24 protein-coding genes are annotated in these 24707 nt (G+C 42.1%); 15 read left to right on the top strand and 9 right to left on the bottom strand.

Annotation, left to right across the window (positions count from 1 at the left end; all coding sequences use genetic code 11):
- Positions 1–215: 215 nt before the first annotated feature.
- Positions 216–1223 carry a Holliday junction branch migration DNA helicase RuvB gene (ruvB, locus tag AC07E5_RS02245; protein WP_004971787.1) on the top strand — a complete coding sequence of 336 codons (1008 nt, stop codon included), beginning with the start codon at positions 216–218 and terminating at the stop codon, positions 1221–1223.
- An 82-nt stretch (positions 1224–1305) separates the two neighbouring features.
- Here ruvB and AC07E5_RS02240 read toward each other — a convergent pair whose 3' ends face one another.
- Positions 1306–1884, bottom strand: coding sequence for a hypothetical protein (locus AC07E5_RS02240; RefSeq protein ID WP_253106064.1), 579 nt, complete (start codon positions 1882–1884; stop codon positions 1306–1308).
- A 227-nt stretch (positions 1885–2111) separates the two neighbouring features.
- Here AC07E5_RS02240 and ybgC point away from each other — a divergent pair, with 227 nt between their 5' ends.
- The 6 genes from ybgC to pal all read left to right on the top strand — a co-directional run bounded on the left by ybgC (position 2112) and on the right by pal (position 7069).
- Positions 2112–2519, top strand: a complete 408-nt coding sequence (gene ybgC, locus AC07E5_RS02235) for a tol-pal system-associated acyl-CoA thioesterase (protein WP_004971791.1) — start codon at positions 2112–2114, stop codon at positions 2517–2519.
- 27 nt (positions 2520–2546) lie between these two features.
- Positions 2547–3245, top strand: a complete 699-nt coding sequence (tolQ, locus tag AC07E5_RS02230) for a protein TolQ (RefSeq protein WP_104851739.1) — start codon at positions 2547–2549, stop codon at positions 3243–3245.
- Positions 3245–3694: a protein TolR gene (tolR, locus tag AC07E5_RS02225; RefSeq protein ID WP_070154130.1), complete on the top strand. Its 450-nt coding sequence runs from the start codon at positions 3245–3247 to the stop codon at positions 3692–3694. The genes tolQ and tolR overlap by 1 nt, the downstream gene beginning before the upstream one ends.
- Positions 3695–3697: 3 nt before the next feature.
- Positions 3698–4951 (top strand): cell envelope integrity protein TolA, encoded by a 1254-nt coding sequence (tolA, locus tag AC07E5_RS02220; protein WP_253106062.1) that lies wholly within the window; start codon positions 3698–3700, stop codon positions 4949–4951.
- 193 nt (positions 4952–5144) lie between these two features.
- Entirely contained in the window at positions 5145–6428 is a 1284-nt protein-coding gene (gene tolB / locus AC07E5_RS02215; protein WP_253106183.1) for a Tol-Pal system beta propeller repeat protein TolB, read from the top strand.
- Positions 6429–6499: 71 nt separating this feature from the next.
- A complete protein-coding gene (gene pal, locus AC07E5_RS02210; RefSeq protein WP_131261174.1) occupies positions 6500–7069 on the top strand; it encodes a peptidoglycan-associated lipoprotein Pal in 570 nt (189 codons plus the stop codon).
- A gap of 156 nt (positions 7070–7225) precedes the next feature.
- Here the strand turns inward: pal and AC07E5_RS02205 are convergent, their stop codons facing one another.
- Positions 7226–7411, bottom strand: a complete 186-nt coding sequence (locus AC07E5_RS02205) for an NF038105 family protein (protein WP_004971800.1) — start codon at positions 7409–7411, stop codon at positions 7226–7228.
- Positions 7412–7588: 177 nt separating this feature from the next.
- Here AC07E5_RS02205 and AC07E5_RS02200 point away from each other — a divergent pair, with 177 nt between their 5' ends.
- From AC07E5_RS02200 to AC07E5_RS02180, 5 genes are all read left to right on the top strand, one after another.
- The gene (locus AC07E5_RS02200) at positions 7589–8563 is read left to right on the top strand and encodes a class 1 fructose-bisphosphatase (protein ID WP_179991108.1); all 975 of its coding nucleotides are present in this window, start codon (positions 7589–7591) and stop codon (positions 8561–8563) included.
- Positions 8564–8613: 50 nt separating this feature from the next.
- Positions 8614–9390, top strand: coding sequence for a TrmH family RNA methyltransferase (locus AC07E5_RS02195; protein WP_004971802.1), 777 nt, complete (start codon positions 8614–8616; stop codon positions 9388–9390).
- A gap of 156 nt (positions 9391–9546) precedes the next feature.
- A complete protein-coding gene (locus AC07E5_RS02190; protein WP_004971803.1) occupies positions 9547–10161 on the top strand; it encodes an RNA polymerase sigma factor in 615 nt (204 codons plus the stop codon).
- Positions 10158–10478, top strand: a complete 321-nt coding sequence (locus AC07E5_RS02185) for a hypothetical protein (protein ID WP_004971804.1) — start codon at positions 10158–10160, stop codon at positions 10476–10478. Before AC07E5_RS02190 ends, AC07E5_RS02185 begins: the two co-directional genes overlap by 4 nt.
- Entirely contained in the window at positions 10468–10869 is a 402-nt protein-coding gene (locus AC07E5_RS02180; RefSeq protein WP_253106060.1) for a DUF3106 domain-containing protein, read from the top strand. The genes AC07E5_RS02185 and AC07E5_RS02180 overlap by 11 nt, the downstream gene beginning before the upstream one ends.
- A gap of 108 nt (positions 10870–10977) precedes the next feature.
- On the opposite strand, the gene AC07E5_RS02175 is transcribed toward AC07E5_RS02180, so the two are convergent.
- From AC07E5_RS02175 to cxpE, 4 genes are all read right to left on the bottom strand, one after another.
- Positions 10978–13392, bottom strand: coding sequence for a CSLREA domain-containing protein (locus AC07E5_RS02175; RefSeq protein WP_498624539.1), 2415 nt, complete (start codon positions 13390–13392; stop codon positions 10978–10980).
- A gap of 57 nt (positions 13393–13449) precedes the next feature.
- Positions 13450–15267, bottom strand: a complete 1818-nt coding sequence (gene rbtA / locus AC07E5_RS02170) for a rhombotarget A (protein ID WP_104851732.1) — start codon at positions 15265–15267, stop codon at positions 13450–13452.
- A gap of 122 nt (positions 15268–15389) precedes the next feature.
- Positions 15390–16094, bottom strand: a complete 705-nt coding sequence (gene hda, locus AC07E5_RS02165) for a DnaA regulatory inactivator Hda (protein WP_004971812.1) — start codon at positions 16092–16094, stop codon at positions 15390–15392.
- 14 nt (positions 16095–16108) lie between these two features.
- Positions 16109–17329, bottom strand: coding sequence for a chloramphenicol efflux transporter CxpE (cxpE, locus tag AC07E5_RS02160; protein ID WP_498624538.1), 1221 nt, complete (start codon positions 17327–17329; stop codon positions 16109–16111).
- Positions 17330–17463: 134 nt separating this feature from the next.
- Between cxpE and purM the strand changes: the two genes are divergently transcribed.
- Complete coding sequence (gene purM / locus AC07E5_RS02155) at positions 17464–18534, top strand: phosphoribosylformylglycinamidine cyclo-ligase (RefSeq protein ID WP_498624537.1); 1071 nt, start codon at positions 17464–17466, stop codon at positions 18532–18534.
- A gap of 10 nt (positions 18535–18544) precedes the next feature.
- Positions 18545–19174, top strand: coding sequence for a phosphoribosylglycinamide formyltransferase (gene purN / locus AC07E5_RS02150; protein WP_178318853.1), 630 nt, complete (start codon positions 18545–18547; stop codon positions 19172–19174).
- Between the two features lie 89 nt (positions 19175–19263).
- Here the strand turns inward: purN and AC07E5_RS02145 are convergent, their stop codons facing one another.
- The gene (locus AC07E5_RS02145) at positions 19264–20082 is read right to left on the bottom strand and encodes an alpha/beta fold hydrolase (protein WP_178318854.1); all 819 of its coding nucleotides are present in this window, start codon (positions 20080–20082) and stop codon (positions 19264–19266) included.
- The gene (gene sppA / locus AC07E5_RS02140) at positions 20079–21101 is read right to left on the bottom strand and encodes a signal peptide peptidase SppA (protein WP_004971820.1); all 1023 of its coding nucleotides are present in this window, start codon (positions 21099–21101) and stop codon (positions 20079–20081) included. Before sppA ends, AC07E5_RS02145 begins: the two co-directional genes overlap by 4 nt.
- A gap of 127 nt (positions 21102–21228) precedes the next feature.
- Between sppA and AC07E5_RS02135 the strand changes: the two genes are divergently transcribed.
- The gene (locus AC07E5_RS02135; RefSeq protein WP_178865707.1) at positions 21229–22218 is read left to right on the top strand and encodes a lysophospholipid acyltransferase family protein; all 990 of its coding nucleotides are present in this window, start codon (positions 21229–21231) and stop codon (positions 22216–22218) included.
- On the opposite strand, the gene AC07E5_RS02130 is transcribed toward AC07E5_RS02135, so the two are convergent.
- Complete coding sequence (locus tag AC07E5_RS02130) at positions 22175–24610, bottom strand: DNA internalization-related competence protein ComEC/Rec2 (protein ID WP_498624536.1); 2436 nt, start codon at positions 24608–24610, stop codon at positions 22175–22177. The genes AC07E5_RS02135 and AC07E5_RS02130 overlap by 44 nt on opposite strands.
- Positions 24611–24707: the final 97 nt, after the last annotated feature.

Below are 24707 nucleotides of genomic sequence, written 5' to 3'. Positions count from 1 at the left end.
CATCTTTCCAATATTGGATACATGACTGGCGACATGGATGTCGCCCGTTGAGTTGGGGTATAGGGATATACCCTCAACTCAACATAAGATTTTTGTTACTTTTGATCTTTCAAAAGTAAAATCATGCCTTCGCAAAGGCATTTAAACGCAACTCATACTTTGAGGCTGTGCATGCAGCATCAAAATGCCCAGCTCAAGAGATTAGTTAACACGATATGCAAGACCGTCTAATCAGTGGTTCTGAAAAACCCGAAGATCAAATTGATCGCGCCATTCGCCCCACTTCACTCGATGACTATATTGGGCAACCTGTAGTGCGTGAACAAATGGAAATTTTCATTGGTGCAGCCCGTGGACGCGCAGAAGCATTGGACCACACCCTGATTTTTGGACCACCAGGTTTAGGCAAAACCACACTCGCCAATATTATTGCCCGTGAAATGGGCGGCAACCTTAAATCTACTTCAGGGCCTGTCTTAGAACGCGCAGGCGATTTAGCCGCCATGCTGACCAATCTTGAAGAAGGTGATGTGTTATTTATTGATGAAATCCATCGTCTTTCACCTGTGATTGAAGAGATTTTGTATCCAGCGATGGAAGATTATCAACTGGACATCATGATTGGTGAAGGGCCTGCAGCACGCTCCATTAAACTGGACTTGCCACCATTTACCCTTGTCGCCGCTACCACACGTGCAGGCTTACTCACCTCACCGTTACGTGACCGTTTTGGTATTGTGCAGCGTTTGGAATTTTATTCGGTTGAAGATTTGACCCATATTGTCAAACGCTCGGCGAGTTTAATGGATGTGCCAATGACCGATGCAGGAGCCAATGAAGTCGCTCGTCGTTCACGTGGTACACCACGTATTGCCAACCGATTATTGCGTCGCGTTCGTGACTATGCGCAGGTCAAAGGCACAGGTGAAGTCACGCAAGAGATGGCACAACGTGCGCTAGATATGCTGAATGTCGATAAAGATGGTTTAGATACCTTAGACCGTCGTTATTTATCAATGTTATTAGAGCGTTTTGATGGTGGGCCTGCAGGTGTGGAAGCTTTGGCCGCTGCTATGGCTGAAGACTCTGGCACTTTGGAAGATGTAATTGAACCATACCTAATTCAACAAGGTTATGTAATGCGAACCGCTCGCGGGCGTATTGCCACCAATATGGCGTATTTACAATTTGGGATGACACCGCCAGAGCCAAAAGAAAAATAGCTCAAAGGAAAAAATAGCTTGAAGGGAGCTATCTCCCTTTAAGCTATTAAATATTTAGGTCAATTGGGTCTGTAGATAGACCCTAATTTTCGATGACACGCACATCTTCAACGAGCATTAATTCACACGCGCCCGCCCCTGTGTCATTGCGGCTTAAAGAACTACGCCACTGCCAACCATCTGTGGCAGTGACCTCAACCAATTTACCTTTCAAATAAATCAAATCATCTTCATCAATCTGTTTTAACTGTGTCGCAATCGCGGGTGTGGCAGGAATTAAATGCGTATTAGCGCTCAAACTTGCAATCTCTTGCACAGGAATCGGTGGTGCTTGTTCATAACGCCAATGATACCAACGGTTGCTTTGACGAATAGACAACTGTTTATACACTTCAGGCTTGGCCATTTCGCCCCATCCCAAGGCAAAATCGACAGGGCTAAGTTCGGCTTCACGTCCAAAATTATAATTTTCACGTGACAATACCCGAAACTCACCTTCATAGGTTTCCAAAGCTTGAATGGTATAGTCTTTAAACTGATGGACTTGCTGCGATGACTGATAGGTTGTGTTATCGGCAATTCCTCCATCTGACTGGAGCAGCAGCATCCACAACAAATACAATATGGCAATCACTACAAAAAATTTAACTAAACGACTCATGTACTGCTCATTTTAATGGATCATCTGCATGTATCAGGCAAGCAGCTAATTTTAACTTAAAAGCATGTTTGAAATCTTGTGCCATTGGACGAATCGTTGAGAATGATAAACTGCCACGCTATACACAGCTTGACTTATAGCCCCGATTCACGTCATTTCATAGACATGGCTTAAGCTATAAGTATTGCTTATCAAACAACTTTGCAACATTGAAGCGGAACATCATTATGGCGAATAAATTTGAATTTAAAATTCGTATCTATATGGAAGATACTGATGCAGGCGGCATTGTTTACCACGCCAACCATATTCGCTTTATGGAACGTACCCGTACCGAATGGCTTCGTGCGTCGGGTGTTGATCATTATTGGCATCAACAAGACTATAACTTTGTCGTACATAAAATTAACGTGAAATATTCACGTCCAATCTTAATGGATGACCTAATTACTGTTACAGCAAGTGTAGTTTCGTGTAAAGCGTCATCATTTGTATTGCAACAAAATATTTATCGTGGTGAAATCATGCTTGCATCTGGCGAGGTTGAATTGGCCTGTCTTGGTTCAGATATGAAACCACGTCGTCTGCCAGATGAAATTCGTAGCCTTATTCTGAAAGAATTAGGACAAGATTAAAAAAATGAATTGGCACATGTAGTAACTATGGCAACACAACTCGAATCATCTCTTCAAGTATCAGATCTTATTTTACAAGCAAGTCCTGTTGTTCAGCTGGTAATGCTCTCGCTGCTTTTAGCATCATTATACAGTTGGTATCTGATTGCCAAGTTACACATGAGCTATAAAAAAGCACAGGCAGATGATCAGCATTTCCAAAAAATCTTCTGGTCTGGTGCAGAATTAAATACGCTTTATAACAACGCACAGCTCAACTCAAAACGTGTCGGTTTGGAAGATATTTTCTATCAAGGCTTAGGTGAGTTTTTAAAACTCAAAAAGCGCCAAGCGCCTGCAACACAAACCATTGAAGGCACAGAACGTATTTTACGTGTCGGTTTAAGCCGCGACCAAGCTCAACTTGAACAAGGCTTAGGTGCATTAGCCAGCATTGGTTCGGTTGCGCCATACGTTGGTTTATTTGGTACCGTCTGGGGCATTATGAATGCCTTTATTGGACTGGCAGATGTCGATCAAGTCACATTGGCAACAGTCGCACCAGGGATTGCCGAAGCCCTCATTGCCACAGCCATTGGTTTATTTGCCGCCATTCCTGCGGTACTTGCCTTTAACCATTACACCGCCAAAGGCGAAGCGATTTATTCTGATCGTGCTTTATTTGCCGAAGAAATGGTGGCTTTATTACAACGTCAATCTTTAGGCAATACTAAGGATCACGACTAATGGCCATTCAACGCTCAGGACGCTTCGAGCGCATTAAGAAACCACTCAAAAGTGACATGAATGTAGTGCCCTATATTGATGTCATGTTGGTGTTATTGGTGATTTTTATGGTTACTGCACCGATGATTACCAGTGGGATTCAAGTCGATTTACCTCAAGCCAATGGTAATCCAATTGAATCGAAAGATGCCCCTGCTTTGGTGACTTTAAATAAAGATGGGCAATATTTTTTAGAATACAAAGAACACAAAGCCGAACCTTTGGAATTAGCCCAACTGAAACAAATTTTGACCGATGCTCAAATTCAAGCCAAAGCTGAAAACAAAGAGTTTCAGGTTGTTATTCGCGGTCATAATACACGCCCTTATGGTGATGTGATTGCGTTAATGTCTGACTTACAAGATGCGGGTTTAACCCAAGTTGGATTGCTGACCGAGCCTTTAAAGTAATTTATGAAAGATTTTAAAAAGCCACCTTTTCAACAAAAAGCCATCGCGATTGGGTTCACCGTAGGTGTCCACCTTATCGCAGTGGTTGGCTTGCTTTATTTGGGCATGAGTAAAGCACCTGAGCCGCCTAAACCCATTAAAACGGTATTAATAAAACCAGAAGATTTAAAACCCTTATTAGAAACTAAATCTGCTGAAACCACACATGAAAATGTAGCAGAGCAAATTACTCAAACAGCCGAGCCTGCTCTTGAACCTGCCCCTGTCATTCCAACACCTGCAGCGGCTCCTACGCCACCCGCTCCTCAAGTTGATACACAAAAAACTGCACAAGCAGCAGAGGCTCAAGCACGTGCAGAACGACAAGCTGCTGAAGCCAAACAAATTGCAGAGCGACAAAAACTAGAAGCTGAACGCTTAAAAGCTCAACAAGCACGCGCCGAAGAACGTGCTCAACGAGAAGCTGACGCCAAAGCAAAAGCTCAAGCCGATGCCAAAGCACGTGCTGAAGCAGATGCTGTACGTCGTAAAGAAGCCGAAGCCCTGAAAAAAGCAGAAGCGGCAGAAAGACGTCAACTCGAAGCCAATGCAGCAGCAAAACGCAAAGCTGAAGCAGATGCAAAAGCCAAGGCAGATGCTGAGGCAAAACGTAAAGCTGACGCAGATGCAAAAGCCAAAGCTGATGCAAAACGTAAAGCTGACGCAGATGCAAAAACCAAAGCAGATGCCGATGCAAAACGTAAGGCTGACGCAGATGCAAAAGCCAAAGCTGACGCAGATGCAAAAGCCAAGGCAGATGCCGATGCAAAACGTAAAGCTGCTGCAGACGCGAAAGCCAAGGCAGATGCTGATGCAAAACGTAAAGCTGACGCAGATGCAAAAGCCAAAGCTGATGCCGAAGCGAAGGCGCGTGCCGACGCTGAAGCCAAAGCTTCAGCTGCCAAAAAAGCTGCAGAAGAAGCCGCTCAGAAAAAGGCCGAAGTAAGACGCATTGCATCCACCGCTAAACGTGATTTTGAAAATAAAATTAGACGAGCATGGGATACCCCAGCAGGTTCTTCAGGTCAACGTGCAACTGCTCGTGTGACTTTAAGTGACAGTGGCGCAGTTCAGTCTGTCGTGGTTAACTCTAGCGACCCTGACATGAAAGCCAGTGTAGAAGCTGCTGTTCGTGCTGCCGCACCTTATCCGATGCCATCAGACCCAGATGCACGACGCGAAGCACGTAGCTTCACCTCTACCTTTACAGCGCAATAAGTTACCAGTTAGCCGAATAACATCTATTTGGCTAACTCCTTCTCAAAATATTTACGAGTATAAATAAATTTAAATTTTCACAGTGTTATAACAGTTTTATTATAAATTCATGCTTTCATTCCTACCAAAGCATGCCATTATGTACCACAATTACATCCAAAAAAGTTATGTTGATTTGAGAAAATAGCGAATGATGGAAACAACGCGTAAACACCTACTTTGTCTTGCTATTTTAACTGCGCTTAGCCCAGTTTTAAGCACACAATCTTTTGCACAACTGCATTTAGAAATTGCCAAAGCACCAGAAGAAGCACCTAAAATTGCGATTGTGCCGTTTGGCAATGATCAAAGTATGTATCCTATTGTAGAAAACGATTTAAACCGTTCAGGCAAATTCACCAGTTCATCTAAAAACCTTGCTGCAACTGCAAGCATGAACAATCCAAATGCAGCTGCATGGCAAGCCGCAGGTGTACCTTATGTGGTGACGGGAAATGTCAAAGCCACTGCAGAAGGCGGTTATGAAGTTCATTACCAACTTTATGATGTGCAAAAACAGCAATACTTATTGAATGAATTATTAAGCGTGCCTGCGTCACGCGTACGTTCTGCTGCACACATGATCAGTGATGCCATTTATGAAGCACTCACGGGCATTAAAGGTGACTTTAGCGGACGCATTGCTTATGTACTGCGCAACCCTGCAACACCTGAACAACGCTATACCCTGCAAATTGCCGATACTGATGGTGAACAGCCTAAAACCATTTTGACTTCGCGTGATCCTATTTTATCGCCTGCGTGGACACCAGATGCCAAAAAAATTGCCTATGTGTCGTTTGAAACCAAACGCCCTGCTATTTATGTGCAAGATTTGGCGACAGGTCAGCGTGAAAAATTAGCCAGTTTCCGTGGTTTAAATGGTGCTCCAAGCTTCTCACCAGATGGTCAAAGTATGTTGTTTACCGCATCCATGCATGGCAATCCAGAAATTTATCAAATGAATTTAAGCACCCGTGAACTACGACGCATGACCAATGACAGTGCGATTGATACCGAAGCACGTTATGCACCAGATGGTAAATCATTTATTTACACTTCAGATCGTGGTGGTTCCGCACAAATTTATCGTTATGACTTTGCCACAGGCAGCAGCAAACGCCTAACCTTCCGCGGTGCATTTAACGCACGTGGTACGCTCAGTGCCGACGGTCGTAAACTGGCATTGGTACATCGTCCAAGTGGCAGTAACTACAAAGTCGCAATTCAAGACATCAACACCAATATCACCAATATTTTAACCCCAACCAGTTTGGATGAGTCGCCAAGCTTCTCACCAAATGGGCAAATGGTAGTGTACGCGACACGCGAAGGTGCTCGTGGCTTATTATCGATTATGTCTTTAGATGGTCGCTTCCGCATGAACTTACCTAGTGAACAAGGTGAAGTGCGTGAACCTGCGTGGGCACCAAAATAATGAGTACCCGCAAAGTAAATACGTTTTCAGTTCTGTTTTAAAACCAAAAATCAAGCTTCATGGAGATGAGGATGAACGCAGTTAAATTATTGGTACTCCCTGTTTTGGCATCGGCTTTAGTGATGACAGGTTGTGCAAACCGCAAACCAACGACTGACTTACAAGCAGGTCAAACACCAAGTGGCGCAACCACAGTCAACACCCAAGGTTTGAGTGAAGATGCAGCTTTAAATGCACAAAACCTTGCAGGTGCATCTGCCAAAGGTGTAACCGAAGCCAACAAAGCTTTCTTAGCAAAGCGCGTGGTGCATTTTGACTACGACAGCAGCGAATTATCTAATGATGATTACCAGACTCTACAAGCACATGCACAGTTTTTAATGGCCAATGCCAATTCTAAAGTGGCACTTACAGGTCATACCGATGAGCGTGGTACACGTGAATACAACATGGCATTGGGCGAGCGTCGTGCCAAAGCAGTTGAAAGTTTCTTAATCACCAGCGGCGTTAACGCAGGTCAGCTTGAAGCAGTGAGCTATGGTAAAGAAATGCCAGTCAACCCTGGACATGATGAAAATGCATGGAAAGAAAACCGTCGCGTAGAAATTAACTACGAAGCTGTTCCACCATTATTGAAATAATAATTTGCTGTTTGGGAAAAACTCGTTTAGAACGTGTTTCCCCAATACGAAAAAAGCGCTCTTTATTACAAGGGCGCTTTTTTATGACATAAAAAACTGGGCGAACGAATATTTTAAAAACTAACAGATAAGTGCAGAAATACAGCTTTGCTTCAGTTATTCCGACTCGGCATCAGCTTTTGCAGTTTGCATAGATTCAATCAAATCATGCTTGTTAAACTTTTTATATTCAGGTTTAGACTCGTAATCTTTCCAAGCGGCTTTCATCTTGTCCTCAGAAATATCGTCTAAACTAATCCCTTCGCTTGGCGTTGGAGTCGCATCAAACTTTAACGTTGTCATATCTGTGCTCCTATCTCAAATTAAATCCTTCACATCAACATAGCACTTTCTGCAGGACTTGCAAGGGTAAAATCACAGCAAATAGTCGAGTTTAATTTTTCTTTTAACGCGTTCTCATCTAAACTATTGCAGCATATTGTTATCCTCATTTTTGCAGTCATTCGGAGTTTTCCAGTCATGTCATACCGCACCCTTTCCCAATTTCTACAACAACAAACTGGAAATTTAACACCCGAACTTGCTCAAGTGATTGAAACTATAGCCAATACTTGCAAAACAATTGACCAAACATTACAAAAAGGTGCATTGGCGGGCGTATTAGGCAGTGCACAAAATGAAAACGTACAAGGCGAAGAACAAAAGAAATTAGATGTTATTTCAAATGATTATTTAATTGAAGCGTTACAAAAACATCCTAATGTGGGTGGTTTGGCGTCGGAAGAATTAGACGAATTCACTCCTGCTCAGGAAAATGGTCAATATTTAGTGTTATTTGACCCACTGGATGGTTCAAGCAACATCGACATCAATATGTGTGTGGGTACCATTTTCTCAATTTTACCTGCAAAAAATGCCGTGACCCAAGCTGCAGACTTTATGCAAGCAGGTGCACAACAAGTTGCTGCAGGTTATGTCCTGTATGGCCCATCTACCATGATGGCGCTCACTGTTGGTGCAGGCGTGGTATTCTTTACCTTTGACCCAGAAAGCCAAGAGTTTTTGGTGACTGCAGACAACATTCAAGTTGCTGCCGATACAAAAGAATACGCGATCAATGCTTCAAACCAACGCCATTGGGAAGCACCTGTAAAACGCTATATTGATGAACTTTTGGCTGGTAAAACTGGGCCACGCGAAAAAGACTTTAACATGCGTTGGGTTGCATGTATGGTGGGCGATATTCACCGTATCCTTTGCCGTAGCGGGGTTTTCATGTATCCATACGACTTAAAAGACCCGAAAAAAGCAGGTCGTTTACGTTTAATGTATGAAGCCAATCCAATGAGTATGCTCATGGAACAAGCAGGCGGTGCGGCAACCACAGGTCGTGTGCGTATTTTAGACATCCAACCCACAGACCTACATCAACGTGTGCCTGTCATCATTGGCTCAAAAAATGAAGTCGATTTGGTCAGCAGCTACCATCAATAATTTTTAACAACAGCAGTCGGCCATTCGCTGACTGCTGTGGATTTTATCGCATGCCTACGATTTTTTTAGAATCAAAAGATAACCCGAAAATTAAACACTTACGTGGTTTAATTGAACAAAATAACTATCGCAAAAAACAGGGACAAACGGTACTTGAAGGTACACATTTGTGTCTGGCGTGGTTACATGAAAATAAAAAAATCAATTCGATTTTTACCACCGAACATGCACTAAGCCATCCTGACTATGAGCGTATTTTGGCTAAATACACAGGCGTGGTCTTTGTCATTGGCGAATCTTTATATAAAGATTTAAGCACTTTAGGCACTTCCCTTGCCTGTTTAGCCATTGTCGACGTGCCAAGTTCAAGCCAAGCTTTAGACTTTAAAGCAGACACACTGATTTTAGAAAATGTGCAAGATCCGGGTAATGTCGGCACCTTATTGCGCTCTGCAGCAGCAGCAGGTATTGAACAAATTATTTGTACCAAAGGTTCTGCCTCACTTTGGTCGCCACGGGTGTTACGTGCAGGCATGGGCGCACACTTTAGCTTGCATACCTTTGAAAATATTGAACTCGAAGATGTCTTAGCACAATTTCAGATTCCTGTATATGTGACCAGTTCACACCATGCAGAAAGTCTCTATTCCAAAAATCTGCGTAAGGCTTGCGTCTGGATTCTAGGCAATGAAGGTCAAGGTGTGTCCGATTATGCCTTACAGCATGCAGAAGCGGTAAGTATTCCACAACCAGGTGGACAGGAATCTTTGAATGTGGCAATTGCAGGCTCAATCTGTTTCTTTGAAATGGTACGCCAACGTCTGTAAATGGTTAATTTATTTTAAAAAGACTAGCCCTGCAAAAAAAATAGATTAGACTGAAAATAATAACTTGCAATGTCAACCAAACCATTGTTTTTAGCGTTATAAAAATATGATGTTAAAAATAATGGTGGGTATCCAATGACAGGATTTTCCATCTCTATGGATTTAAACCCGAAGTCGTCACACTCGGAAAATTTGAGTGCTCTTAAGAGTACGGCTGAGCAACGTCTGAAGAATTTCATGCAAGACGTAACGGGGCGTGCCTTAGTGATGATGGAAAGTGCAACGCAAGGACAGCACGGCATTGCTATGGATTTGGTGCAAGAAGCCTTTATTTCCTTGCATAAATCTTATGCTGACAAAGCCACAGAGGAATGGTATCCCCTGTTTTACACTATTTTAAATAACAAATTACAAGATTGGCGTCGTAAAGAAGCTCGCCGCGCTCAACCGTTTTCATGGTTCAAAAAAATCAGTTTAGATGATGACGATGTTGAACAACTTGATATTGTCGATGAGCAAGCACTCAATCCTGCAGAGTTTTTAGATCAAGCTGTGACTGTAGAAGAAATTCAGGCAGCAATTGCGGGGCTTCCTGTGCGGCAACAACAAGCTTTTATGTTACGTGCTTGGGAAGGTTTTGATACGCAAACCACCGCACAAATTATGAACTGCACTGAAGGCAGTGTAAAAACGCATTATCACCGTGCTATTCAAGCTTTACGCAACAGTTTGGCACATATGAATCCGTATCTGGGAGGATCATCAGAATGAAACAAGATGATTTCTTAAAACAAGTGACATCTAAACTTGATGGATTGGCTCGCCACCATCAAGACAAAGCCGCGGTCATGAATCATGTCTTGGACAATATTCAAGACAAGAAAACATCGCGCTATGGGCTTTGGAAAATGTCAGGTTTTGCATTGGCTGCGGCAATTGCAGGTTTTGTGGTCTTGCCAAATTCAATGGAAATGACCACACAGCCGCAGAATCAAGCTGTATCTGTTCCTAAACTTTCTCCACAAATGGTGGAAGATTTAGAAATGTTAATGGTGTTGGGTGAGGACAAAGTTCCACATGGCAGCTAAACGAATTGTGATTGCGTGTTGTGCGCTCAGTTTTTTACAAACCAGTTTTGCAGGGTTTGAGCGTTTTTGGATTTTTTCCAAAGATGCAGATACGCAAATTTCAGAAACTTGGGAAACCCTTTCTGAAGAAGAACAATTGGCGTTAATTAAGCGCTATCAAAACTTAAAAGAAATTCCTGCTGAGAAAAGCGTGGCTTTGCAGCAGCGAATGGATTGGTTTACTCAACTGCCTGATAGTGAAAAGCAAAAAATGCGTGAAACTTGGCAAAAAATGAGTACACAGGAACGTCGTGAATTAGGACAACGTTTGCAACGAGCCACACCTGAACAACGGCCCTTGATTCGTCAAGAATACATTCTTAAATATCAGCAGCCTGGCATCAGTCACTAATTTTAATCTGTTGTTATAAATAATCTAGAAAGTGCCTAAACTCACCAATAATAAAAGCCTCATCGTGTAAAATAGATGAGGCTTTTGCAATAAAGACTTGGTAAAAAATTACGATTTTCTTGGACGTTGACGATAGATCGCCAATCCGATTAAACCAAACACACCCCAAAAACCTAAGCTTCCTCCGCCACCACCACTAGCTTCATAATTGGTATTTTTCGCTGTATTTTCTAAAGTAATGGTCGCTTCAGGCGATAATTCCAGTTCATGATCGAAAATTGTGTATTTCAGCTCATAATCAAATGGGCTAAAGCTATTTCGTACTTGAACCTGAATATTGCCACCATAACAAATTTCACGGGCATAATCCCCAGGACAAGGTGCTTGACGATCTGCCGTAAGTACCACACCTGAAGGCACTTGCGTAAAACGCATAGCCAGTTCTTGTCCTGTACTATCTTTATAGAATGCAGGCTTATTGGTATTTTCTTTCAGAGTGCTGATAGAACCATCGCCTGCATCGCTATCATTCAGCAATGGATTAAAACTCACTTTAAGATCTGTACCATATTCAAGTCGTACACGATCATCTTTTGCAATTGGGGCAATATTGCTAAATTTGCCTTCAAGTAAGCCCGAAGAATGCAAATTGCTGTCTAATTTTGAGGTAATGGTGTATTTACAATACGCTGAATCGGTTGCTTCTGTGACTTTATCATTCAATCGATACATCACAATCCGTTGCAACTGTGCATCCCATTCACATTTGAATAGTGGGTCTTGGGTCAATTTATCTGTGCTAAATGTGGTACCTGAACCCGAAATTGCACCAATCCCCAATACTTCAGTGCTAATGCTAAAGTTGTCAGAATTAAGCTGTCTTAACTGAACAAATTTCCCATCTGCAGTTGGTTCATCATGCTTTAATGCCATGGCAAATGGATCAACATATATGGCACGATATTGCTGCTTGGCTTTGGTATTGGCCAACAAATCCTGCATCGTTTTCAAATCAGCATGTGATTGAGAAACGACCGAAGATGCAGCATCTTTACTTTGATCTATCGCTGACTGAATACGGTCAATTTGTTGCTGATAATTGGCAAATAAACTTTCATAAGAGACATTACGCAAGCTTTGAATATCGGCTGCATTTAAGCGCATCACTTCTACAGAGCCAATTTCACAGGTATTTTTTGCATCAGGATTTAAAGTTAAAGTTGCATTACTCACCCGCGCTAAACCACGTTGTTCATAATCACTACACCCCATGCTGTTTACATCAATCAAATCTTTCGCAGGGTCTGAACCAAGTTTTGGATAATACAACGGCAGGAATAAATTATAAGCAGATGGTTCTTGCAAGGGCTGCAATACTTGATCAAAGCTAATCCCTGTCAAATCCAAATTTTTAGCACCATCATAAGAACTATTTGCTGTTTCAGGCAAATCACACTCGCCTTGCTCTGTCGCTGATCCCATTGCGAATAAGGCATTGCGAATTGTGTTGATGTTGCGCGCCTGCTCTAAGCTCGCAGGGAATGCATAACGACAAGATTTACCTTGGTTAAAGGCCAACATATTAAAAGAGAGGACAATACGTGGATAATTGTCATAAAACAAAGTACTCAATGCTTTATTTTCAACAATGGTATTACTTTGCAAATACACCTGTGACAAAGTGCTAAGCGGATGATTTTCTGCATTACTTAAGTTAAAGATATGACCTTTGCTGGTATCAGCTTGGTTTTGTGCAATCGTACTGGCAGTCAACGCAAGATCTGGTTGGCCGCAAAGATCAAAAGTACTAAGACTATTTGCAGCACCATTTTTCACAATACTGCTGCGGTCAATTTTCACCATAGAGCGTGTATTGACCAAGTTGGCACTACAATCCATTGCCAACACACTACCTACTTTGGCTTGGTTCGCATGGATATAAGCATTTTCTAAATTGACTTGACGCTCCGCTTGATGAGCAACAACGTAAATTGCACCACCTTGTTCTGCATGCGAATTTTGAATTTCGACATTGTTCGCAGCTAATGGGCCTGCCACAAATAATGCACCACCCTTGCCTGCATCTGCAGGGTTTGCATTACCACCACCATGGGCATTCCCATTTTTTAGAATGACATCGTATAGCGCCACGCTGGCTTGGGTATCTGAAGTATTGATAATGCGGCTATTGCCATGTGCATTAATAGTGGTTTTTAACGGTGCAATTGAAGGATAACGATGTGTAATTGGATCTACTTGGTTATAGTCGACCGCTGTCGCCCCATAAATACGCACCATAGATTGCGGGCGTAATTCTGAGTTTAAGATATATTCCCCAGCCTGCAACTGAATCATATCGGTTGCACCACGGTTGGTATTGCCTGCGCTACATCCACCGAACGCAATATTCTGCTTGGCCGCAACTAACGCTTCACGTAATGAACATTTGCTTAAGTCTTCACCATTTTGATCTTCAAAGGTCGTGACCTGAATCACACGATTATCTGCTGCCATAAGCGACATAGCAGACAGCACCATTATCCCTAATAGTGTTTTTTTATTATTTTTCATATTCATCCTTTATGCTTTTCTACGGCGTAAACCCAACAAACCCAATAAAGTCATTAATCCGTAAGCGCTCCATGCACCACCAGAAACTTTTATTTTATCGCTTTCCATACGATTTTCATGTTCTTGAATAACTTGGACTTTCACTTCCATATAAGGTGTTGTGCTATTAAAGCGTGTGGTGCTGGTAACTAATTTAATTTTAAATACATCTGCACCATGCCAAGCAGAATCTGGGGTATATACCAAATTCCCCAACTCATCTACGGTCAATTTTCCTTTAGAACGTGTATCGAGTTGCTCAATTTGCACACAACCTGCTTGCCATGCTTGGCCTGTCGGATTGTTTGGATAGACTTGATCACAAAATTCTTTAGGCACCAAATCACTATCACCCAACAAATCACTCACCGACATTTTAGCAATTTGACCCGCCAAAATATCTTGACCTATAAGCCCCATAGTTTCAGGAACCATCACCTCTATTGCACCACGGTCACATAAGGTAATATCTGACTGACGGTTTTTACCGCGCTGATCTGAAGCAGCACAACCGACTACCGTATTATCTCCCAGTTGTAATTGCCCCTGATTCAACACCACAGAATCTTTCAGGCTGTTATAACTGAGCAATACGCGTGGGCGCATAAAGCCCAAGAATGAGTTTTCAGGAACTTGATATGGACAAAAGAGTGCCGTTTTATCTTGACTGAGGGTTTGGCATGCACCTTCAAGCAGATTACCTGCAAGCACCGAATTTGCAGTCCATAGCGTATTTGGATAGTTGCTATCGCCTGCTCCACAGCCTGCGCCGACTAAATTATTTTGCAACCTTGTTGCATCTGAACCTGCTTGCACACAGTTTGCTGCAGTATTGACACTGACAGGATGTGGATTACCCAAAATCACACTATTGGCAATATAGGCTTTACCCAAAGGTGCGTTGAGATACACACCACGGCTGTTACCAATCAAGCTAATGTTATTGACACCAATATCATCCAGCACATTCATGACATAGCCTTCATTTGCAGTAAAAGTACTGCTCACGATCATATTCCCCATACTAGGAAAGGCTTTGATTTCTTCATCTGCCAAACTTGCTGCAGAATAGAGATTGGCTGAAGCAACTGATATGGTTTTGTTGCCTTTAAATACTGAAGTTGTAATCACAAAGCGTGGGAATTGCGTATAAATGACGCCACCTTCCTGCGCTTGGTTAGCTTCAAGCAAGCTATTTTTGATCTCAATAAAACCTGCAGGGATCTTCTCGTCAGTCATTTGTGCGAGGTTATAAATTGCCCCACCTTGATTGGCTACACCCTGACTCAGTTTCACATAGTCTAAAATTAAATGTTCATTATTATAAATCAGACCACCTTGTTGCTGACGACAGCGTTCCTCACCGCAGCCCTGTAAAGTTAATTCTTTTAAAGAAACTTTTAAGAAACGATCCTTGCTATCTTCAATGTGGAAAATTCGCTCATTGCCGCGCATCTGAATCGTGGCATTATTCAAACCTGGGGCAGTTTTATCATTCAGACTACTGTCATAGGTGGTTTTAATTTCAAGGTTTTCTGTAATTTTAAGTTGAGTATCAATTTGATAGACGGCTTTCTTTTCTAATAAAATCACACTTGAGGCATTTTTGCCGCCACAGCCCAAATAGCCTTCTTCAGGCATGCCTAAATTAATATACTCAATGGCTTCACGCAAAGAACATTGTTGATCATCTGCTTTGGTGTCAGCAGTGGTGGTGACAATGATATTACTACTATATGCATGACCTGCGATAAACAGCATACCAATGCCGATGCTCTGCTTGAGCATAAGCGTACTCCTTGTAATTTTCTTTGTTTTTTTTCTTCTTTAGTTGCAAATTCCCTGCAACTTCGAATTATTTTCCGAATAATTTGGCATAGCTTGCGCAAATTCTCAAGTAATTTTAATTTTTACCGATATTCGTCAATTAAAGCATAAATCTGACGCAGGTTTGCGCCACTTAATTTCGTTTTCTCTCCTTTAAGTAATTGCACCAACTGTTCAAGGCTTTGCAGCAAAATCGAGGTCTGCTGTGGGCCATGTAACAATAAGTAATCAATAATTTGTGGGTCGATGATAATCCCGCGACGCTCTAACACGGAACTCACTAAAGCTTGTCGGTCTGCATACAAACTGCCTGAAGGCACTTTAACACTCACTGCCTGCGTCAAACGTGATTGCAAATCGGGCAATTCAAGCTTTAATTCAATCGGTGCAAAACGTGATGAAAACACCAACTGACCACCAACCTCATTGCTGTAATTGATTAAGTGAAACACCGCACGTTGCCAATGTGGTACACCACTAATCGCTTCAATATCGTCTAAAGCAACCAAATCATAACGGTCTAAAGAGGTAATTGCTTCAGTGGGGGCATCCAATAATTCAAGTAAAGATACTTTAATGGCTGATTTGCCAATTTCTAAATAGGAATCACAAATTGCAGACAATAAATGACTTTTGCCTGTACCCGCACCACCATAGACATAAAAGCGATTGACCAATCCTGCATGAAGCTGTCGAACTGCATCAATCACATGCCCCCAACCTGGACCAGAAAAATCACTGATCCGTGCATCTAATTGAGGCTCGATATCTAACTGCAGTTGACGCATAGAATTGTAATCACCTAGGAGTTTTGCTGATCTGAGGGCTTTATCTTACTTGATTTTTCAGTCTGTTGCAGTGAATTTGCTGACTGAGGATCAAGCTCAATATCAATATGAACTTGTGCTGTATCAATGCTGATGTCACCCGATGCACCATCTTCCGACACCACCACAGGTTGCCCATACAAATAACTTTTTTCGTAAAAATCACGTAAATGACGCAGTAAAACCACAATCACTGCTGCTACTGGTAAAGCAATCAACATCCCCATGAATCCAGCCAGTTGTGCACCTGCTAAAACAGCAAACACCACCGCGACTGGCGAAAGTCCGATTTTATCACCCAATAAAAACGGTTGTAGAATATAGCCTTCCACCGCCTGTCCAATCATAAAGACCACAAGGACTAAAACCAATTGCATCCAGTCAATGCCAAATTGCAGGAAAGTGGCAATAATGGCTGCAACAATGCCTACAGCGAAACCTAAATACGGAATAATACTGGCAAGTCCCGCTACCATCCCAATAATCAAGCCGACTTCTAAACCAATCAGTTGTAGCCCTGTAGCATACACCACGCCCAACAAGATCATCACCAAAAACTGACCTTTAACGAAAGCACCTAGAACACTGTGACATTCTTGTACCACAGCCAAAGTGCTTTGCTCATAAGGACGCGGAATTAAGCGACGCAGGCTGTCGAGCATACGCTGCCAGTCGAGTAGGAAATAGAAAGCAATAATTGGAATCAGCACCACGGTACCGCCAATTTGAATAAAATTCAGACCAGACTGTGCAACACGCAATAACATGGCTTGAATACTATCGGCACTATAATTGGTTTGCACATAATCCATGACGATGCTGCTCATGTGCGAGGTATCAATTTCCATTTCTTCAATATGAAAAGTCGAAGACACCCACGGCAAGAAGGTCGAATTGATCCAGTTAATACCGACAGGAATACTGTCACGCGCAATCATCAACTGCTTCCAAACCAAAGGAATGATGTACCAAACTGCCAAAGTCAGCGCGATGCCAATCCCAATAAAAACCAAACTGATAGATAGCCAACGTGGCAAACCGACTTTGCAAAATTTTTCAACCAATGGGCTAAATAAATAAGCCATGAAAAATGCAACAACAAAAGGAATGACAACCGGTTTTAATAAGTACAGCACCCAAAGGAGCAGCACTATCCCAGACAGGATAAAAATGCGACGCAAGGTACGATCGACCATAGAAATTCGCCTTTTTTCAGTTTATTCGTTATAGAAGTTAAAATATTTGAATAAAGATAGCATTTTAGCGCATAAATAACATAAGAGTTTCGTATATTCAGGTATAATCGCCCCGCGAATGCGGAGACTTCATTATGAGCAACTCAACTTCTAACCCAACCACTGGTTTAAGCTATAAAGATGCTGGTGTCGATATTGAAGCGGGCGACGCGTTAGTCGATCGTATCAAATCTGTCGCTAAGCGCACGACTCGTCCTGAAGTGATGGGTGGATTAGGCGGCTTTGGCGCACTTTGTAAAATTCCGAAAGGTTATGAAGAACCTGTGCTCGTATCTGGCACAGATGGTGTAGGAACTAAATTACGTTTAGCGTTGAACCTAAACCGCCATGACACAATTGGTCAAGATTTGGTGGCAATGTGTGTAAATGACTTGCTGGTGTGCGGTGCTGAACCTTTATTCTTCTTAGACTACTATGCAACAGGTCACTTAAATGTAGACGTTGCAGCCAATGTTGTTACAGGAATTGGTAAAGGCTGTGAGCTTGCAGGCTGTGCGCTTGTAGGTGGTGAAACTGCTGAAATGCCAGGCATGTATGAAGGTGAAGATTACGATCTTGCAGGCTTCTGTGTGGGCGTGGTTGAGCAAAGCAAAATTATTGATGGCTCTAAAGTGAAAGCTAGTGACGTTCTGATTGGTGTAGCATCTTCAGGGGCACACTCAAACGGTTACTCTTTACTTCGTAAAATTTTAGACGTAAAAAATGTTGATTTAACTCAACTAGTCGATGGTCGTCCACTGGCTGACGTTGCCATGGAACCAACACGCATTTATGTCAAATCAATGCTAGAACTGTGCAAACAAGTTGATGTGCATGCTATGGCACACATTACAGGTGGTGGTTTACCAGGTAACTTACCACGTGTATTGCCAAATGGTGCGCAAGCAGTGATTGACGAATCATCTTGGGAATGGCCAGAACTGTTCAAATTGTTACAACGTGAAGGCGGTGTAGAACAGTTTGAAATGTATCGCACCTTTAACTGTGGTGTAGGTATGGTTGTTGTTGTAGATGCCAACGATGCAGACAAAACAGTTGAACTTCTCAACAGCCTTGGCGAAAAAGCTTGGGTGATGGGTCATATTCAAGACAACGCCGAATCCGTTGAAGGCGCAGATGAAAAAATTCGCGTAATTTTTGCGTGATTTGACTCAGATGATCAAAATAGCTGTCCTCGTTTCAGGCAGCGGAAGTAACTTACAAGCCCTGATAGATGCCAATCTTTCAGGGCAAATTGTTGGGGTTATTTCCAATAAGCCTGATGCCTATGCTTTACAACGCGCTCAACAAGCAGGGATTCAAACTGCAGTGATTGAGCACAAACAATATCCGAGTCGTGAATTATTTGATGATGTCATGCATCAACAATTACTTGCATGGGATGTTGATTTGGTGGTGCTTGCGGGCTTTATGCGTATTTTAAGTGCCAAATTTGTGCACGCTTGGGAAGGTAAAATGCTCAACATTCATCCTTCACTCTTGCCGCATTATAAAGGCATGCACACCCATCAACGTGTACTCAATACAGGCGATACCTTACACGGCTGTACTGTGCATTATGTCACTGCTGAATTGGATGCAGGTCAGGCACTTGCACAAGGTGTGTTGCAAGTAAACATCCGCGATGATGCCGAAAGTTTGGCAAACCGTGTGCATGTGTTGGAGCATTTGATTTACCCGCAAGTGGTTGAATGGATTTGTAACGGAACCATTCAGCACACTGCGCAGGGCGTGATCTACCGCCAACAACTTTTACAACAACCTGTACAGTTTTGCCATTTTTAAATATTCTTTAAGTCTGTAGCTTTTACAATATACGAAAAAACGCCTGTTGATCAGGCGTTTTTTATGGCTCGTACTTGGTTCGGACTGAATCAAACAGAAGCAGCTTTACTCTGCTGTGCCTGAATCAAGTCTTTAATCAACTGCACCGTGGCTTCAGGTTTTTCTAAAGGGAACATATGTCCACCTTCAACCACCTGATAAACAATGTTGAACTTCTTGGCGGTAATTTGTGGGAAACCTGCTTTTAAGAACGGACCTTTTTTTGCAATCACCAATTCTGTCGGCACTTGCAGTTTTGCTTGCGGCAACCACCACAGTGAGGGATTGGTTCTAAAAATATTGACTTCGTCCATTTTTGGAATGGTCAATTGTACTCCGCCTCGCACATGGTCATCAGTCAAAGCATGCTCGATATAAGCCTGAAAACAATCGGCATCGAAATCTTGATAAAAACCTTTCGGACGCAATAAGTCTGCTGCTTGCTCACGACTTTCCCAATGATCACGACGGCGCAAAGACAAAGATGCAGGCGACAGTTGATCTACTGCTTTAAGCTTAAACATTTTGGCAAAATGTAAAAACACCGATGCTTTACCCATAATTAAAGGTGGATCAAGCATGATCACTTGTTCAAATAATTCAGGGCGTTGTAAAGAGGCTTGAAACGACAACACTGCACCTAAAGAATGCCCCAACGCAATCACTTTACGTCCCTGAGCTTGACGCACAACACTGTCAATCACTTGTTGGGTTAAGCTTTGCCAATGATTATCAATCGGATAACGCTTATCTGGCCCCAACAAAGGGACGTAAATCACATCGTAATCATCTTTAAGTAAATCAAACAGTTTTTGATAAACCTTCGATGGCACGCCATTGGCATGCGCAAAATGAATCAGTGGTTTCATTGTAATTTCGCGTTTTGCTCAGTCTGAATATGTTGAGATAAAGAAGTGGCAAAGCCCTCTCCCACTGCTGCACCCATACGACCCAACACAGAGTCTAAAGGACTGTGTTCAATGGTATAGTTCACTGTTTTATCTAGGTTTAAATCACGCTTCAGGCTATTTAAACTGCCAATCTTATCGGCAATGCCTAAAGTCACGGCTTGCTCACCTGTCCAGAACAGACCTGAGAAAATCGCAGGATCTTGTGATTTCAGTTTCGCGCCGCGTCCATCTTTCACTGCTTGAATAAAGTGGCCATGCACATTATCTAATACGGCTTGCACATGTTTTTTCTGTTCAGGATCAACAGGTTGTGTCATCGACAATAAGGCTTTATTTTCACCTGAGGTCATAGTACGATCTTCCACACCCATCTTCTGCATTAAACCGCTCAGCCCATAATTTGGCATAATCACGCCAATTGAACCCACCAAACTTGATGGATTGACAATAATTTCATCTGCAGCGGAAGCAATGTAATACGCACCTGAAGCGCCAGTATCGCCAATCACGGCATAGAGTTTTTTCCCTTGATGCTGTTTTTTCAGATATTGAATTTCTTGCCAGATTTCATCTGACTGCACAGGTGAACCACCCGGAGAATTAATATTTAGCACCACCGCCTGACTGTTGCTGTTTTCATAGGCTTTTTTCAGTGACTTGATGGTGTCATTGCTGTTCACACTTTGCTTATCAGATGCAATTGTGCCAACAATATCCACCACCGCGATATGTGGACTCGCTGCCGATGGATTCGTGGTCGTGGTACTGCACCCTTTGCCCATTATCACCAACAGTAAAAATATATAAGCAAAAGTTAAAAACTTAAAGAAAATCCCCCAACGACGTGCACGACGTTGTTCTTCAACTGAAGCTAAAACAGCTTTTTCTAATAGTTTCCACTCATTGCCTGTGGGCTGCTGTGCTTGTGGAGATATTTGTTGTGATTCATTTTGTGGTTTTGGTGGCCAATCGGACATGAAACAATCCAAAAAATAGTAAATTTGCTCCATTATATACACGGAATTGGCAAAAACTGTCTAAAGCCTGTATTTTCTCCTATAATATTTTACATCTTTATCCTTTCTATCAATTGATGCTGTCGTTATGACCGAACCTGCACCGACAACGGCTTTATCGCGCCTGCTTGATTTTGTCAGTCGACAACCTTTAACAGTTGCGCGTTTTTTTGCAAAATCTTTGGCTTTTTTGGTCAATACACTGCGTTTGAGTAAAACCTCTCAAACCATTCAACTCAATCTACAAATTGCGCTTCCTGAGCTGAACTCACAACAACGCGAACAGATTATCCAGCAAGCAATTCGTAACGAACTGACCTCTTATTTTGAGTTTTTTCATATTTGGGGATCAAGCAATCAAAAAAATATTCAAAGAATCCATCAGGTACATGGTTTAGAACTATTACAAGATGCACTGGCTGCACAAAAGGGTTTGGTCTTAATTGTGCCGCATTTTGGCACTTGGGAAATTATGAATGCGTGGATCGCTCAATATACGCAAATGACCATCATGTATAAACCTGTCAAAAACCCTGCGGCAGATGATTTTGTGCGCCAAGCACGTAGCCGTGAACAGGCACATTTAGTCCCAACAGATGAATCTGGGGTACGTCAAATTTTTAAAGCACTCAAACAAGGCGGAACCACTGTCATTTTGCCAGACCATACCCCAAATATAGGTGGTGAGATGATTCCTTTTTTTGGTATTCCGTTGGAATCGAGTAATTTAAGCGCCAAATTGATTCAGAAAACTAAAGCAAAAGCTTTGTTCTTATATGCGTTAAGAAATGCAGATCAAGGCTTTGATATGTATATCGAAGCGATAGATGAGCACATTTATCAGTGTGATGCCAATGCAGGGACAGCTATTATTCACCGTGCAATTGAAGATTTGATCCGTCGTTATCCTACACATTATCACTGGAGTTATAAACGCTATAAAGCCCATCCAGATTTACGTGGGGTCTATCATAAACCTGTGCAAGAAGCCTTGGCAGATGTGCAGGCTGTACGTGCCCAGACACAGAACCAAACTAACGCTGCAACCACAATTTCTGCTGCCGATACGGCTGTATAAGCATACGCTGTTGTGCATCTACAGAAAAACGTACGCTGCCCTGTTGTATGGTGTTCATGAACGGAATATTGAGCGCAGCTAAACGTTGCTGAACTAAAGAACTAGGATGTCCATAACGATTATCAAAACCTGCAGATGCCACGGCCAATTTGGGTTTAAAATGTGCTAAAAAATCATAGGCAGAACTGTGCTTACTCCCATGATGACCCAAAATTAACACATCTACTTTTAAATCAGGATATTCCTGCAACAATTGATATTCAGTTGCCCAACCTGCATCGCCCATCACTAAAAAATGCTGATATGGCTGTGCGGATGGCACTGAAATATACAACACACATGACAACTCATTTTGTTGCTGTGCGGCATAGGGTAATTGACTCGGTTTAGGAGATAAAACTTGTATCTGTACCTGATGTGGTAAAGACCACTGTTGCCCTTGCTGACACAAATTAAACTTGCTATTTACTGCCACATCTACGGTCTGATTGGCAAAGACATGCTGAATATTGACTTCATTTTGCAAATGAGGAAATGCACCACTATGGTCTTGGTCTAAATGACTTAAAACCACCAAGTCCAGTTGTTTAATACCATGCACCGCTAAAAACGGACGTAAAATTTGCTGTCCAATACTAAACTTACTTTCATCATAAGAACCGCCCACATCAATCATCATGTTGTAATGACCTGAACGTAAAAATAAAGCTTGTCCCTGCCCCACATCGAGTACTGTTAATTCAAATGGTTGTCGTTGGCTATCGACTATAATCAGTGGAACAAAACATAAGATTGCCCAAGTTTTAGGCAATACCGATTGTGGTAAAAATAGCAGAAATAAGCCTAAACATAGACAGACATACACCGCTGCAGACATCGACAAAGTATGTAACCGTGGTACAAAAACGGTTTCCATCCCCCGAAAAATCAAGCGCAACAAAGCCATAGCTAGATCATTCAATTGAAACAGTATTGACGCCAAGGGTTCAAAAATAAAAAAGCAAATTCCTGCCAAAACATCTAAAGGCACGATCAGCATACCAATCAATGGAATTGCGATGATATTAATAAGCGGTGCAATCCACGCCACTTGTTTAAAAAACACAATCACCAAAGGAAATAAGGCAATAAAAATTTTCCATTGCGACTCGATTAGAATTTTGCTGGCATGTTTCAGTTGCTGCCAACGATTCAGCTCTATACGTGGTTGCGCACTCAAGCTCTGATAAATACGCAGTAGAATAAAACAGGCCCCGTAAGACAGCCAAAAAGCAGCAGACAGTACACTTAAAGGATCAAACCATAATAATAAGGCAGCACTATAAATCAGCAAGGCAAAGCCTTGAAGCTTCTGCTTCAGCACTAACATTACTGTCACTAGACTGCACATCAGCAAGGTTCTTAATGCAGGAATTTCAAAACCGACAAAGGCGGTGTACAGCAATACACAACTTAAAAATGGCAACATGAGCAAGTATTGTTTAGGCATCCACAAATACCAATGCGGACGGTAATACCTAATCAGCTGACGTAATGCCCAACATAGCATGCCTGCAAAAATCAGCACATGTGGCCCTGAAATAGCCAATAAGTGGCTAATTCCAAAACGCTGAAACTGTGCTTCAGTTTCTGCATCTAATAGGCTTTTATCTCCTGTGAGTAATGCAAGAATTAAACCTTGATGATGCAAAGGTTGCTGCTGAATAAACAGTCGAATTTGATAACGCTGCTGTTCAATCCATAATCGAAATTTTGCCCATAACGTCTGTTGGGCACGCCAATGTTGTGTAAACCCCATGGCATAAATTTGTTCAGCCGAGATAGGCTGAATCTGCTCAACCCGAAAACCACTCATGATATTTTGTTGTAAATACCATCGCTCTACATCAAATGCACCTGCTGTGGCATAACTATGTGCAGGGCGAATTTTTCCACTTAATTTATAATAGTGTCCAAGTTCTAAATTTTGCTCTTGATCTACCTGAGTTTGTGCTAAAGTTGCTAACCATGTCACTGTTTGAGGATGTCGGTTTAACACCTCAACCCTTTGTGAAATGCTGTTGTCATTTAGCTGATTTAACTGTCTGACATAAACCACGACTTCAGCAAATTCAGGTTGTAGTTCACGCCATTGCAAACGCTGCTGCATCTGCGTATCCGCATAGATCAAACCGAAAACAAGACTCAAAACACCTGCCACTCCTACATTCAAACATTTCCAATAAATTGAAGATAAGCGAGCTTGCAACAAGTATTGCACAACGATACTGCATAAAATCAGTAAAACCATTGCGCTGGGCATGGCAGTCAGAAGATGTATTGGAAAAGAAGAAGAATGTATTCCGACACAGGCGATCCCAATCACCCAAGCCAGACCAATCAATTGCAGCATGAATATTAAACTTATTATTTTTATTGGCATGCATCATAAAGCCCACCGAAGTGGGCTTCAACAAAACAATCTTATTCCAGCAATTACTGTTTTAAAC

It is taken from the genome of Acinetobacter seohaensis, assembly GCF_056431365.1.
Note: the sequence above shows the minus strand (reverse complement) of the source record. Positions and strands in the feature narration are given on the sequence as shown.